This window comes from Serratia sp. EWG9, from assembly GCF_019913725.1.
In the GTDB taxonomy this organism is placed as follows: Bacteria; Pseudomonadota; Gammaproteobacteria; order Enterobacterales; family Enterobacteriaceae; genus Serratia; species Serratia ureilytica.
In genome coordinates, this window is the sequence record NZ_JADNRO010000001.1 from 224,586 (window position 1) to 237,478 (window position 12,893).

Annotated in this window: 14 protein-coding genes; 9 read left to right on the plus strand and 5 right to left on the minus strand. The window is 61.7% G+C overall.

Features of this window, described 5'->3' with window-relative positions; translation table 11 throughout:
- Nucleotide 1: 1 nt before the first annotated feature.
- The 4 genes from sapD to sapA are packed head-to-tail and all read right to left on the minus strand — an operon-like array spanning nt 2 to nt 4,482.
- Nucleotides 2-994 carry a putrescine export ABC transporter ATP-binding protein SapD gene (sapD, locus tag ITX55_RS01145; protein ID WP_016927551.1) on the minus strand — a complete coding sequence of 331 codons (993 nt, stop codon included), beginning with the start codon at nt 992-994 and terminating at the stop codon, nt 2-4.
- Nucleotides 994-1,884, minus strand: coding sequence for a putrescine export ABC transporter permease SapC (sapC, locus tag ITX55_RS01150; protein ID WP_004930580.1), 891 nt, complete (start codon nt 1,882-1,884; stop codon nt 994-996). Before sapC ends, sapD begins: the two co-directional genes overlap by 1 nt.
- Nucleotides 1,871-2,836: a putrescine export ABC transporter permease SapB gene (sapB, locus tag ITX55_RS01155; protein ID WP_004930575.1), complete on the minus strand. Its 966-nt coding sequence runs from the start codon at nt 2,834-2,836 to the stop codon at nt 1,871-1,873. The genes sapC and sapB overlap by 14 nt, the downstream gene beginning before the upstream one ends.
- Nucleotides 2,833-4,482: an ABC transporter substrate-binding protein SapA gene (sapA, locus tag ITX55_RS01160; protein ID WP_033643238.1), complete on the minus strand. Its 1,650-nt coding sequence runs from the start codon at nt 4,480-4,482 to the stop codon at nt 2,833-2,835. Before sapA ends, sapB begins: the two co-directional genes overlap by 4 nt.
- Nucleotides 4,483-4,686: 204 nt before the next feature.
- On the opposite strand from sapA, the gene folE2 reads away from it, so the two are divergent.
- The 3 genes from folE2 to zigA are packed head-to-tail and all read left to right on the plus strand — an operon-like array spanning nt 4,687 to nt 7,361.
- Nucleotides 4,687-5,613, plus strand: coding sequence for a GTP cyclohydrolase FolE2 (folE2, locus tag ITX55_RS01165; protein ID WP_033643237.1), 927 nt, complete (start codon nt 4,687-4,689; stop codon nt 5,611-5,613).
- Entirely contained in the window at nt 5,603-6,163 is a 561-nt protein-coding gene (locus ITX55_RS01170) for a carbonate dehydratase (protein ID WP_033643236.1), read from the plus strand. Before folE2 ends, ITX55_RS01170 begins: the two co-directional genes overlap by 11 nt.
- Nucleotides 6,164-6,173: 10 nt before the next feature.
- A complete protein-coding gene (gene zigA / locus ITX55_RS01175; protein WP_047026024.1) occupies nt 6,174-7,361 on the plus strand; it encodes a zinc metallochaperone GTPase ZigA in 1,188 nt (395 codons plus the stop codon).
- 192 nt (nt 7,362-7,553) lie between these two features.
- On the opposite strand, the gene pspF is transcribed toward zigA, so the two are convergent.
- The gene (pspF, locus tag ITX55_RS01180) at nt 7,554-8,561 is read right to left on the minus strand and encodes a phage shock protein operon transcriptional activator (protein ID WP_033643234.1); all 1,008 of its coding nucleotides are present in this window, start codon (nt 8,559-8,561) and stop codon (nt 7,554-7,556) included.
- Between the two features lie 184 nt (nt 8,562-8,745).
- Here pspF and pspA point away from each other — a divergent pair, with 184 nt between their 5' ends.
- The 6 genes from pspA (at nt 8,746) to ITX55_RS01210 (ending at nt 12,860) form a co-directional block, all read left to right on the plus strand.
- The gene (gene pspA / locus ITX55_RS01185; RefSeq protein WP_004930555.1) at nt 8,746-9,411 is read left to right on the plus strand and encodes a phage shock protein PspA; all 666 of its coding nucleotides are present in this window, start codon (nt 8,746-8,748) and stop codon (nt 9,409-9,411) included.
- Between the two features lie 63 nt (nt 9,412-9,474).
- Entirely contained in the window at nt 9,475-9,702 is a 228-nt protein-coding gene (gene pspB, locus ITX55_RS01190) for an envelope stress response membrane protein PspB (RefSeq protein WP_004930553.1), read from the plus strand.
- Entirely contained in the window at nt 9,702-10,061 is a 360-nt protein-coding gene (gene pspC, locus ITX55_RS01195) for an envelope stress response membrane protein PspC (protein ID WP_033643233.1), read from the plus strand. Before pspB ends, pspC begins: the two co-directional genes overlap by 1 nt.
- Nucleotides 10,062-10,157: 96 nt before the next feature.
- The gene (gene pspD / locus ITX55_RS01200; RefSeq protein WP_071991647.1) at nt 10,158-10,424 is read left to right on the plus strand and encodes a phage shock protein PspD; all 267 of its coding nucleotides are present in this window, start codon (nt 10,158-10,160) and stop codon (nt 10,422-10,424) included.
- Nucleotides 10,405-11,802, plus strand: coding sequence for a YcjX family protein (locus ITX55_RS01205; protein ID WP_033643232.1), 1,398 nt, complete (start codon nt 10,405-10,407; stop codon nt 11,800-11,802). Before pspD ends, ITX55_RS01205 begins: the two co-directional genes overlap by 20 nt.
- Nucleotides 11,799-12,860 carry a YcjF family protein gene (locus tag ITX55_RS01210; protein WP_004930545.1) on the plus strand — a complete coding sequence of 354 codons (1,062 nt, stop codon included), beginning with the start codon at nt 11,799-11,801 and terminating at the stop codon, nt 12,858-12,860. The genes ITX55_RS01205 and ITX55_RS01210 overlap by 4 nt, the downstream gene beginning before the upstream one ends.
- Nucleotides 12,861-12,893 lie beyond the last annotated feature (33 nt).

A 12,893-nucleotide genomic window follows, 5' to 3' on the forward strand; every position in this document is an offset into this window, starting at 1 on the left:
GTTATTGCTCCTCCATGTTCAGCGGGAAGTGGCAGGCGAAGAAGTGGTTTTTGACCGGCCGCAGGCGCGGCGTTTCGATGCACTTCTTCTGTGCGTAAGGGCAGCGCGGCCCCAGGCGGCAGCCGATCGGCAGGTGTTCCAGCGAAGGAATGGCGCCCGGCAGCGTATTCAACCGGCTTTTGTGCGGCAGCGAGCGGCCGAAGTCCGGCATGGCGCGGATCAGCGCCTGGGTGTAAGGGTGGTGCGGCGCCGCCAGCAACTCTTCGCACTGGGCGCTCTCCACCGTTTGCCCGCAGTACAGCACGTTCACTCGATCGGCCCACTTGCTCATCATCTGCAGGTCGTGGCTGATCAGCAGAATGGTGGTGTTGTTGTTCTGGTTGAGGCGCGCCAACAGACGGAAAATCTGCGCCTGCGTGGTCGGTTCCATGGCGTTGGTCGGCTCATCGGCGATCAGCAGGCGCGGTTGGTTGGCCAGCGCGATGGCGATCATCACTTTCTGGCACTCGCCTTCCGTCAGCTCGTACGGGAAGCTGCCCATGATGTCGTCATGATCCTTGATGCCGACGCGGTGCAGCAATTCGATGGCGCGGCGTTTGCGCCAGTTGAAGCGCTGCCACCAGTGGCCCTTATAGGTCCAGCCCGGGATGGCCTGCGCAAGCTGACGGCCGATGCTCTCGGAAGGGTCGAGACAGGACTGCGGCTCCTGGAAGATCATTGAGACGTTGTGGCCCACCAGCTTGCGCCGCTCGCGCGGGCTCAGCTGCAGCAGATCGATGTCGTCGAAACGAAAGCGATCGGCGGTAACGCGCCAGTTGTCTTTGGTTACGCCGCAGATGGCCTTGGCGATCAGGCTCTTGCCGGAGCCCGATTCGCCCACCAGCCCGCGCACTTCGCCCTCGGTCAGCGTCATGCTGACGCGATCGACCGCCTTGACCGGCCCTTCGGCGGTCATAAATTCAATCGTCAAATTGCGGATATCGAGTAACGGCATTATTCCACCCCGGCATTGATTGCGCGGCGCATACCGTCGCCCAACAGGTTAACCAGTAGCACGCTGACGAGGATGGCCGCGCCGGGCAGCATCACCGTCCAGGGCGCGACGTACACCAGCTCGAGCGAATCGCCGAGCATCGCTCCCCATTCCGGCGAAGGCAACTGCGCGCCGAGATCGAGGAAGCCGAGCGCGGCGATATCCAAAATGGCCATCGACAGCGCGCGGGTGAACTCGGTCACCAGCACCGCCGCGATGTTCGGCATGACCGCGTACCACAGGATCTGCAGCGTGGAAGCGCCGTCAAGCCGGGCCGCCACCACGTACTCTTTCTCCAGTTCGTCGTGCACCGCGCTGTAGATGGTGCGCACCATGCGCGGCAACAAGGCGAGCCACACCGCCAGCATGGCGTGTTCAAGCTTGGGGCCGATAAACGCCACCACCACGATCGCCAGCAACAGCGACGGAATCGACAGCAGGGTATCGAGGATGTGGTTGAGCACCGCCGAGCGTAGCCCGTGGGTGACGCCGGCGAACACGCCGAGGATCACGCCGCAGAACGCCGCGGCCAGCGTCACCGCCAGCGCGGAACCGAAGGTGGCGGCGGTGCCGGTCAACAGGCGGCTGAGGATGTCGCGCCCGAGATCGTCGGTGCCGAGGAAGAACGACACGTTGCCGTAGCGCGACCAGGACGGCGGCAGCAGTTGATAGCCGAGGAACTGCTGATCCAGCGCGTAGGGCGCCAGCAGGCTGCCGAACAGCGACAGCAGCAACAGGGCGATCACGCCGTAAAAACCGATCATCGCCAGCGCGTCGCCGTAGAAAATCCGCCAGGTGTAGCGCAGCGGGCTCGGCATCTTTTTCTCGCGGTATACGTTATCGAAGGGCATACCATTCCTTATGTTTCAGCGGGTTGGTTGCCGCACCCAGAATGTCGGCCAGAACGTTAATGGTGATCACCAGCGTGCCGACCACCATCACGCCGGCGGAGATCGCCGCATAGTCCTGTTGGCGAATGGCGTTGATCAGCCACCGGCCGAGGCCCGGCCAGCTGAACACCACTTCGGTGATCATCGCCAGCGTGAGCATGGTGGAGAACTGCAGCCCCAGTTTGGGCACGATCGGCGGCAGCGCGTTGTGCAACACGTGGCGACGAATGATGGTGAAGCGCGACAGGCCGCGGGTGGCGGCGGCCTTGATGTAGTTTTGGCTCAGCACGTCGTCGGTGCTGATGCGCATCAGCCGCACCACTTCGGTGGTGGGCGCCACCGCCAGCGCGGCGATCGGCAGGATCATGTGACGCAGGGCGCTGCCGATCATCTCGGCGCGATACGGCGAGTCCGACAGCCAGGCGTCGATCAGCGCGAAACCGGTGATGGGCTTCACCTGATACAGCAGATCGAAACGGCCGGAAACCGGCAGCCAGCCGAGATGCAGCGAGAAGAACAGCATCAGCAGCAGCGCCAGCCAGAACACCGGCATCGAAAAGCCCAGCAGCGCGAAGGTGCTGATGGCGGTGTCCTGCCACTTGCCGCGCAGCACGCCGGCGATGATGCCCAGCGGAATGCCGATAAACAGCGCCAGGGCGAAGGCCAGCAGGCACAGTTCCATGGTGGCCGGGAACACTTCGCGCAGCTGTTCGCTGATCGCCTGGCCGTTGATGCTGGAGACGCCGAAGTCCCAGTGCAGCAGGCTGACGAAGTAGAATTGATAGGCGTCCAGCAGGGCGGCGCCGTTCAGCGGCGCGCGCGGCGTGAAATAGCTCAGGCTGAAGCTGACCAGCGTCAGGAAGAACAGCGTGATCAGCAGCAGCAGAATGCGGCGCAGGGTAAAGATAATCACTTTTTCACCTCCGGCGCGGATTCACGGTACACCCCGGCGAACGAGGCGTTGCCGAACGGGCTCAGCACCAATCCCTTGATGTCGTAACGATAGGCCTGCAGGCGCAGGGAAGACGCCAGCGGCAGCACCGGCAATTGCTGCTCGAGGATTTTCTGCGCCTTGCGGTAGTTGTCGATGCGCTGAGACAGCTGCTGCGACAGCAGCGCGTTCTGCAGCACTTCGTCGAAGCTCGGGTCACACCAGTGAGCATAGTTGGTTTGCGAACGGATTGCCGCGCAGCTCAGCAGCGGCCGGAAGAAGCTGTCCGGATCGTTGCTGTCGGTGGCCCAGCCGGTCAGGGTCAGATCGTGGTTCATCTCCATCAGGCGCGCTTCCTGGAAGCGACCCTCCACCGGCACGATGGTGACGTTGATGCCCACCTGGCCGAGGTCGGCCTGGATCAGCTCGGCGGTTTTCAGCGGGCTCGGGTTGTAAGACTGGGAGGCGGTCGGCACCCACAGCTTCAGGTTCAGCTGGCCGACGCCGGCCTGCCGCAGCATCTCGCGAGATTTGGCCGGATCGTACTCGGTGACGTGCGCGTCGTTGTCATAGGCCCAGGAGGCGCGCGGCAAGATCGAGGCGGCGGTTTCCGCCGTGCCGTAATAGATAGACTGCATCAACCGCTGGTTGTTGATCGCCAGCGAGATCGCCTGGCGCACATTGAGGTTGTCGAGCGGCGGTTTGCGGGTGTTGAACGCCAGATAGGCGATATTCATCCCCGGACGCAGCGTCAGGCGCAGGCGCGGATCGTCGCGCAGGATAGACAGCTGGCTGGCCGCCGGATAAGCCAGCACGTCGCATTCGCCGGTCAGCAGCTTGGAGAGGCGGCCGGTGCCGCCGGCGCCCAGATCGATCACCACCTGCGGCATGCGCGGCAGCCCTTTCCAGTAGGCGGCGTTGCGCGCCAGGCGAATATATTGCCCCGAGCGGTATTCGTTGAGCAGGAACGGGCCGCTGCCGACCGGCTCGCGGTCGATCAGCTCCTGATGGCCCTCACGCGTCAGCAGATCGGCGTACTCGGCGGACAGCACCGGCGCGTAGTGGGTCGCCAGGTGCCACAGGAACGAGGCGTCCGGCGACTGCAGGCGAATCTCCACCGTATAGTCGTCGAGCTTTCTCACGCTCTGCACCGAATCGCCGAACTGCAGACTGTCGAAATAGGGGTATTCGCCGCCGTTCACGTCGTGATACGGGTGTTTCTGATCGAATACGCGGGCGAAGCTGAATACCACGTCGTCGGCGTTCATCTTGCGGGTGGGCGTGAACCAGGCGGTGGTCTGAAACGGCACGTCCTTGCGCAGATGGAAGCGGTAGGTGGCGCCGTTGTCCAGCACCTCCCAGCTCTGCGCCAGCTCGGGGATCAGGCGATAGGTGTAGGGGTCGACGTCCAGCAGGCGATCGTACAGCTGGGCGGCCAGGGTATCCACCGTCAGGCCGCTGCTGGCCATTTGCGGGTTGAAGGTATTCAGTATGCCGCTGACGCAATAAACAAAGCCGCTCTGGCGAATGTCCGGCAGCGGCGCCGCGCTGGGCGCGGGCGGTGTTGTCGCGGCCAGGGCAGAGCCCGTCAGGCACAACGACAGTATCCAAAAGGGTAAACCACGCATAGAGGCTCATGGGTTAATCAGCAATAGCGTTAGTGTATCGCACTCTGACCAGCAGCCCAATCCATTGAGCAAAATCGCTGAGTTTTCTGCGACTTGATTAATCAGCCCGTTCAGCGGCAAGAAAAAAGTTTTTTATGTTATGTTATAATATAACAAAATCATGTTACCGTTCCCCGGCAAAGTCACAATAACGCAAGGGGATGTATGAACGAAGTTGCACTTCCACCACGCCGTTCGCTGCCGGATGCTCAGGCATGGCGCGGCGAAATGAGTGATGTCGGGCTCGATTGGGTCGGGATGCAAGGGATCGCGCTGCCGCTGGAGCTGGCCGGCAAGCCATTGATGGCGAAGGTCGACGCCGGTATCAACCTGCGCGCCGAAGCGGCGGGCGAGCGCGGCATTCACATGTCGCGGCTGTATCTGGCGCTGGACGAGTTGACGCAGGGCGAGCTGACGCCGCAGCGCATCGGCCTTACGCTGCAGGCCTTTTTGGCTTCGCAGCCGGAACACAGCGATCGCGCCAGCTTGTCGATCAGTGGCGAGCTGTTGCTGTCACGCCCGGCGCTGCTGTCGCCGCAGCGCGGCTGGAAAGCCTATCCGCTGCGCATTGAGGCCACTCTGACGGATACGCTGACGCTGGCACTGACCGTCGGCGTGCCTTATTCCTCCACCTGCCCGAGTTCGGCGGCGCTCAGCCGTCAGCTGGCGCAGCAACAGTTCCAGTTTGATTTTGAACAGGCGGTGGAGCGGGTCAGCCAACGGCAGGTGAGCGAGTGGCTACTGGAGCAAGGGATGCCGGCCACCCCCCACAGCCAGCGCAGCTGGGCCTGGATCACCGTGACGCCCGAGAATGAACGGGCGTTTGAGCCGGTGAAACTGATTGATCGCATCGAACACGCGCTGGGCACGCCGGTGCAAACGCTGGTGAAACGCTGCGACGAACAGGCCTTCGCATTGGCCAACGGTCAGAATCTGATGTTTTGCGAGGACGCGGCGCGCCGTCTGTATCGCATGCTGCGCAGCCAGTGCGACTACCGCGCTTTTTCGCTGCGCGTCGAGCATCAGGAGAGCCTGCATGCCCACAATGCGGTGGCGGAGCTGAGCTGGCGGGGAGAACACCATGCTGCGTAAAAATCCCAGCGGCCATCTGCCGCAGGTCTCGCCGCTGGCCTACATCGATCCCACCGCTATTATTTGCGGCCGGGTGATCGTTGAGGATTTCGTTTACGTCGGCCCTTATGCGGTAATTCGCGCCGATGAGTTGAACGCCGTCGGCGACATGGAGCCGATCGTCATCGGCTCGCACTCCAATATTCAGGACGGCGTGGTGATCCATTCCAAGAGCGGGGCGGCGGTGACTATTGGCCGTTACAGCTCGATCGCCCACCGCGCCATCGTGCACGGCCCGTGCCGCATCGACGATCGGGTGTTTATCGGCTTCAACAGCGTGCTGTTCAACTGCCACGTTCAGTCCGGCTGCGTGGTGCGCTACAACGCGGTGGTGGACGGCGTAACGCTGCCGGAAAACCGCTATATCCCCTCGACCGAGCGCGTGGGGCCGGACAGCGACCTGTCGCGCTATCGCCAGGTCGATCGCGGCGCGCTGCAGTTTTCGGAAGAAGTGGCCGCCACCAACGTCGAGCTGGTGCGCGGTTACCAGGCATTACGCAATGAATTTTAATGAGGTCCCCATGAAACAACTTCCCGTGACCGTGCTTTCCGGCTTTCTCGGCGCCGGCAAGACCACGGTGCTGAACCACATCCTGAACAACCGGCAGGGCATGCGCGTGGCGGTGATCGTCAACGACATGAGCGAGGTGAATATCGACGCTGCGCTGGTGGAGAATGAAGTGCGCCTCGATCGCCAGCAGGAGAAGCTGGTGGAGATGAGCAACGGCTGCATCTGCTGCACGCTGCGCGAAGACCTGCTGGTGTCGGTGCGCGAGCTGGCGCAGGACGGGCGCTTCGATTATCTGTTGATCGAATCGAGCGGCATCTCCGAACCGCTGCCGGTGGCGGAAACCTTTACCTTTGAGGATGAAACGGGCGAAAGCCTGTCGCAGTTCGCCCGGCTGGATACCCTGGTGACGGTGGTCGACGGGGTGAATTTCATCCGGCAATACCAACAGGCGCAAAGCCTGCAGGAGGCCGGCCAAAGCCTGGGCGAGGACGATCTGCGCAGCGTGGCGGACCTGTTGATTGAACAAATTGAATTCTGCGACGTGATCCTGGTCAGCAAGACCGATCTGTTGACGCCAACGCAGCAGGGCGAAGTGATGGCGCTGCTGGCCAGCCTGAATCCCGACGCCCGCATTGTGCCGATCGCGCCGGGCAAACTGCCGCTGGAGGCGGTGCTGAATACCGGCAGCTTCAGCTTTGAAAAGGCGCAGCAGGCGCCCGGCTGGCTGAAAGAGCTGCGCGGCGAACACGTGCCGGAGACGGAAAGCTACGGCATCAGCAGCTTTGTCTATCAGGCGCGGCGGCCGTTTGCGCCGGACAAGTTCTACCGCGTGATCAACGGCGACTGGGGCGGCGGTAAGCTACTGCGTTCGAAAGGCTTCTTCTGGCTGGCGACACGGCCGCGGCAGGCCGGGCAGTGGAGCCAGGCCGGCGGCATCGCCCATTACGGCCTGGCGGGCACCTTTTGGCGCGCGATCCCGCAAGACAATTGGCCGCAAGATCCGCAAACGCGGGCGCATATACAGGAGAAATGGGTGGAGCCGTTCGGCGACATGCGCCAGGAGCTGGTGTTTATCGGCCAGCACTTGCAACAGGCGGCGATCGTGCGTCTGCTGGACGACTGCCTGCTGAGCGACGACGAAATGGCCGCCGGCGTGGACTATTGGCTGGAGATGGCAGACCCGTTCCCTGAGTGGTAATTGCGCAATCTTCGTATGGTAATGAGAAAAATTCTCAACAAAGTGCTTTACAGACGATACTGATAACTATTATCATCACCTGGCAGTTCACGGAAGGCCACAGTTTGCGGCTCTGATGTGGAAGGCACGACATTGCTCACATTGCTTCCAGTGTTTTTTAAGCCAGCTCGGGTGCTGGCTTTTTTTTGCCTGTTATTCCTCGTCTTGCTCGCCGTTTTGCAGCAGCGCATGCTTTTTCAGCATACCGCGTAGCTGATGGTAAGTGAGCCCCAGCAGCTGCGCCGCCTTGCGCTGGTTGAATCGCCCTTGCTGCAGCGCTGCTTCGATCAGCGCCTTCTCTTGCTCCAACTGCCAGTTTTTCAGCTCGAGCGGCAGCGCCGGCAACGCGCCGGCGCCTTCAGGGGCAGGCGTAAGCGGCGTGGCCTCGCGTGGCGCAAACGGGTTGATGACGATCTCATCCAGCGGGTTGTCGCTGTCGCCGTGACGATAGACCGAACGTTCCACCACGTTTTTCAGTTCGCGCACGTTCCCCGGCCAGCCGTAGTTGAGCAACGTCTGCCTGGCGCGTTCGGTAAAGCCGGGAAACAGCGGCAGCGCCAGCTCACGGCACATTTGAATGGCGAAGTGCTCGGCCAGCAACATGATATCGGGCCGGCGTTGCCGCAGCGGCGGCAGCTGCACCACGTCGAACGCCAGCCGATCCAGCAGATCGGCGCGGAACTTGCCCGCCGCCGCCAGCGCCGGCAGATCGTCGTTGGTGGCGCACACCAGGCGCACATCTACCCGCAGCGGCTGGCTGCCGCCCACGCGTTCCAGTTGGCCGTATTCGATCACCCGCAGCAATTTCTCCTGCACCAGCATTGGCGCGGTCGCCAGCTCATCGAGGAACAGCGTGCCGCCGTCGGCGCGCTCGAAGCGGCCCAGATGACGTTTCTGCGCACCGGTAAAGGCGCCGGCCTCGTGGCCGAACAGCTCGGAATCCAGCAGGTTTTCATTCAGCGCCGCACAGTTGAGCGAGATGAACGGCCCTTGCCAACGGTTGGAGAGGTAGTGCAGACGATGGGCGATCAGCTCTTTACCGGTGCCGCGCTCGCCGATCACCAGCACCGGTTTGTTCAGCTTTGCCACCTGGGAGACTTGCTCCAATACTTCGACAAAGGCGTTTGCTTCGCCCAACAAATTCTCTGGCTGTTCGTTCATGATGAAATTCGCCAATGTTTGGTGAAAATAATCACTCTACAGCAAGCGCGCAGAGAGTCAAAAATAAAGAGTTGTTGTTTTTCAATTAGATAAAAGTTGGCACGGGTTTTGATTATCTCTTTGGGCAAGCTGTACGACTTAACGCGGCGCTTCAGACGCCATCAGAACCAAGAGGAAGTGAATTATGGGTATTTTTTCTCGTTTTGCCGACATCGTGAACGCCAACATCAACACCCTGCTGGACAAGGCGGAAGATCCGCAGAAGCTGGTGCGGTTGATGATCCAAGAGATGGAAGACACGCTGGTTGAAGTCCGTTCTACGTCGGCGCGCGCGCTGGCGGAGAAAAAGCAGTTGCTGCGTCGCATCGAGCAGGGTGAAAGCCAGGTAAGCGACTGGCAGGAAAAAGCCGAGCTGGCGCTGCGCAAAGATAAAGAAGACTTGGCCCGCGCGGCGCTGATCGAAAAACAAAAGGTTGCCGACCTGATCGCCACGCTGACGCAGGAAGTGGCGACCGTAGAAGAAACGCTGGCGCGCATGAAGAGCGAAATCGGTGAGCTGGAAAACAAGCTGACCGAAACCCGCGCGCGGCAGCAGGCCCTGGCGCTGCGCCATCAGGCCGCATCTTCTTCGCGCGAGGTGCGCCGTCAGCTCGACAGCGGCAAGCTGGATGAGGCGATGGCGCGTTTCGAACAGTTCGAACGTCGCATCGACCATATGGAAGCCGAAGCGGAAAGCATCAGCATCGGTAAAAAGAAGTCGCTGGACCAGGAGTTTGCCGAGCTGAAAGCCGACGACGCCATCAGTGAGCAGCTGGCGGCGCTGAAAGCCAAGATGAACCGCTCCGAGTAAGGCGAACCGCGGCCACACGCCGGAGGTGGCCGCCTATCCAGGATCCGATAAGAAGGAATAACAATGAGTGCTTTATTACTTGCCATTCCGCTGACAATTTTCGTGCTGTTTGTCGCGCCGATTTGGCTTTGGCTGCATTACAGCAATCGGCAACAGACCGGCATCCAGCTGAGTCAGCAAGAAATGCAGCGCCTGGCGCAGCTGGCGGAAGACGCCAAACGCATGCGTGAACGCATTCAGGCGCTGGAAGAGATCCTCGATGCGGAACACCCGAACTGGAGACAGTCCTGATGAGCATGACGCTGGGCAGTAAAAAGCTTTATCGCGTACCCGAAGAAGGCATGGTAAAAGGCGTCTGCGCCGGTCTGGCCCACTATTTCGACGTGCCGGTGCGCCTGATCCGCGTGATGGTGGTGCTGTCGCTGTTCTTTGGGCTGTTTTTCTTCACGCTGGTGGCCTATATCGCGCTGGTGTTCGTGTTGGACGAAGCGCCGGCCAGCCGTTTCGAGGGCGAGCATCAGAAGACGCCGCGCCAGTTGCTCGATCAGCTGGAATATGAGCTGGGCAGCGGCGAACAGCAGCTGCGTCAGGTCGAGCGTTACGTGACGTCCGACACCTTCGGCGTTCAGAGCCGCTTCCGCAAGCTGTAACTCTTCTTGCGATATCCGGCCTGTGCAGGCCGGGTATCTCGCCGCCGTCATCCCGTTGAAGGTTATCTTAATCGTCTTGTGCCGGAGGGCATTGTCATGAATAAAATTGATGTCGCGAACGCCACCAGAACGGGTGGATTTAAATCAGGAGCGGCGGCAATGTTGAAGACATTGGCTAAAGTCATCATCATAGCGTTATTGAACTATGGCCCGGCGGGCGCCGCCGGCTGGCTGTTGAAGACCGTCGGCCGCAAACCGGTGCGCTTCGTGCTGGCGCTGGTGCTGGAACCGCTGTTCCGTAAAGGCCTGAACAAGGCATTCGGGCGTTACGTCAAGGAGAGCAATGAAACGACTGCAAAATGAGTTAACCTCGCTGGTCAACCGCGGAATGGATCGCCATCTGCGCCTGGCGGTGACCGGCCTGAGCCGCAGCGGCAAAACCGCCTTTATCACCGCCTTCGTCAATCAACTGCTGCATGTGCACAGCGGCGCGCGCATGCCGCTGTTTTCACCGGTGCGCGAAGAACGCCTGCTGGGCGTCAAGCGCATCCCGCAGCGCGATCTCGGCATCCAACGTTTCACTTACGACGAAGGGTTGGCGCAGCTGTACGGCGCGCCGCCGGCCTGGCCGACGCCGACGCGCGGCGTCAGCGAAATCCGACTGGCGCTGCGTTACCGCTCCAACGACTCGTTGCTGCGCCATTTCAAAGACACCTCGACGCTGTACCTGGAGATCGTCGATTATCCGGGCGAATGGTTGCTGGATCTGCCGATGCTCGAGCAGGATTACCTGGCCTGGTCGCGGCAGATGACCGGGCTGCTGCAGGGGGAACGCGCCGAATGGGCCAAGCCCTGGCTTGACCTGTGTAAAACCTGCGATCCGCTGCTCCCGGCCGACGAAAATCGCCTTGCGGCGATCGCCCAGGCCTACACCGATTATCTGTTGCGCTGCAAAAGCGAAGGTCTGCACTTCATTCAGCCGGGCCGTTTCGTGCTGCCGGGCGACATGGCCGGCGCGCCGGCGCTGCAGTTTTTCCCGTGGCCCGATGTTGCCGCGGTGGGCGAGTCGAAACTGGCGCAGGCCGACAAACACACCAATATCGGCATGCTGCGCGCTCGGTTCAATTATTACTGCCAGTCGATCGTCAAAAACTTCTATAAAGAGCATTTCGTCCGTTTCGATCGGCAAATCGTGCTGGTTGACTGCCTGCAGCCGCTCAACAGTGGCCCGCAAGCGTTCAACGACATGCGCCTGGCGCTGACCCAACTGATGCAGAGTTTCCATTACGGCAAACGCACGCTGTTTCGCCGCTTGTTCTCGCCGACCATCGACAAACTGATGTTCGCCGCCACCAAGGCGGACCACATCACCGCCGATCAGCACGCCAATCTGGTGTCGTTGCTGCAGCAGCTGGTGCAAGAGGCGTGGCAGAACGCGGCGTTCGAAGGCATCAGCATGGATTGCGTCGGCCTGGCCTCGGTGCAGGCGACCGAGAGCGGCATTGTCGATCATCAGGGGCAGCGTATTCCGGCGCTGAAGGGCAATCGCCTCAGCGACGGCGCGCCGCTGACGGTGTTCCCCGGCGAAGTGCCGGCCCGTTTGCCGGGGCCGGCGTTCTGGCAGAGCCAGGGATTTCACTTCGATGAGTTTCGCCCGCGCGCCATGAGCGTGGACAGCCCGTTGCCGCATATCCGTCTGGATGCGGTGATGGAATTTTTACTGGGAGACAAATTGCGATGAGCGAGCCGATCAAACCGCGTATCGATTTTGACGAGCCGTTGCAGCCGCCGCAGGAACCGGCGTTGCGCGCCGGCGTCGCTTTCGACGCCGAGCAGGCGGAGAGCTTCTTTCCGGCGGCGCCGGAGCTGCAGCAGGAGGAGGAAGAAGGGCGCGCCGAGGGCATCATTAACGCTGCGCTGAAGCCGAAACGCAGCCTGTGGCGCAAAATGGTCACCGCCGGGCTGGCGCTGTTCGGCGTCAGCGTGGTGGCGCAGGGCGTGCAGTGGGTGCATACCGCCTGGGTGCAGCAGGACTGGATCGCCATGGGTGGCGGCGTGGCCGGCGGCCTGATCGTGTTCGCCGGCGTCGGTTCGGTGGTCACCGAATGGCGGCGTTTGTATCGGCTGCGCCAGCGTGCGGAAGAGCGCGACGTGGCGCGCGAGCTGTTGCACAGCCACGGACTGGGGCAAGGGCGCGAATTCTGCGAGAAACTGGCGCGCCAGGCCGGGCTGGATCAGGGGCATCCGGCGTTGCAGCGTTGGCAGGCCTCGCTGCATGAAACCCAAAATGACCGTGAAGTGGTGGAGCTGTACGCCAAACTGGTGCAGCCGGTGCTCGACAATCAGGCGCGGCGCGAAATCAGCCGCTCCGCCGCCGAATCGACGCTGATGATTGCCGTCAGCCCGTTGGCGCTGGTGGATATGGCGTTTATCGCCTGGCGCAACATCCGTTTGATTAACCGCATCGCCGCGCTGTACGGCATCGAACTGGGCTACTTCAGCCGCATTCGTTTGTTCCGGCTGGTGCTGCTCAACATCGCCTTCGCCGGCGCCTCCGAACTGGTGCGCGAAGTGGGCATGGACTGGATGTCGCAGGATCTGGCGGCGCGGCTGTCGGCGCGCGCGGCGCAGGGCATCGGCGCCGGGTTGTTGACCGCGCGGCTGGGCATCAAGGCGATGGAACTGTGTCGCCCGCTGCCGTGGCTGGAAGGGGAAAAACCGAAGCTTGGCGATTTCCGCAGCCAGCTGATCGGCCAATTGAAAGACACGCTGAAAAAGAGCGACGGCAAGGCCAAATAACCCCGCGACGGCGCTCCTGGCAGCGCCGTTATT

Bases quoted from the DNA above. Each gene is read 5' to 3' on its own strand.
- sapD (WP_016927551.1), bottom strand. From the start codon at position 994: ATGCCGTTACTCGATATCCGCAATTTGACGATTGAATTTATGACCGCC.
- sapC (WP_004930580.1), bottom strand. From the start codon at position 1,884: ATGCCCTTCGATAACGTATACCGCGAGAAAAAGATGCCGAGCCCGCTG.
- sapA (WP_033643238.1), bottom strand. From the start codon at position 4,482: ATGCGTGGTTTACCCTTTTGGATACTGTCGTTGTGCCTGACGGGCTCT.
- folE2 (WP_033643237.1), top strand. From the start codon at position 4,687: ATGAACGAAGTTGCACTTCCACCACGCCGTTCGCTGCCGGATGCTCAG.
- ITX55_RS01170 (WP_033643236.1), top strand. From the start codon at position 5,603: ATGCTGCGTAAAAATCCCAGCGGCCATCTGCCGCAGGTCTCGCCGCTG.
- zigA (WP_047026024.1), top strand. From the start codon at position 6,174: ATGAAACAACTTCCCGTGACCGTGCTTTCCGGCTTTCTCGGCGCCGGC.
- pspF (WP_033643234.1), bottom strand. From the start codon at position 8,561: ATGAACGAACAGCCAGAGAATTTGTTGGGCGAAGCAAACGCCTTTGTC.
- pspA (WP_004930555.1), top strand. From the start codon at position 8,746: ATGGGTATTTTTTCTCGTTTTGCCGACATCGTGAACGCCAACATCAAC.
- pspB (WP_004930553.1), top strand. From the start codon at position 9,475: ATGAGTGCTTTATTACTTGCCATTCCGCTGACAATTTTCGTGCTGTTT.
- pspC (WP_033643233.1), top strand. From the start codon at position 9,702: ATGAGCATGACGCTGGGCAGTAAAAAGCTTTATCGCGTACCCGAAGAA.
- pspD (WP_071991647.1), top strand. From the start codon at position 10,158: ATGAATAAAATTGATGTCGCGAACGCCACCAGAACGGGTGGATTTAAA.
- ITX55_RS01205 (WP_033643232.1), top strand. From the start codon at position 10,405: ATGAAACGACTGCAAAATGAGTTAACCTCGCTGGTCAACCGCGGAATG.
- ITX55_RS01210 (WP_004930545.1), top strand. From the start codon at position 11,799: ATGAGCGAGCCGATCAAACCGCGTATCGATTTTGACGAGCCGTTGCAG.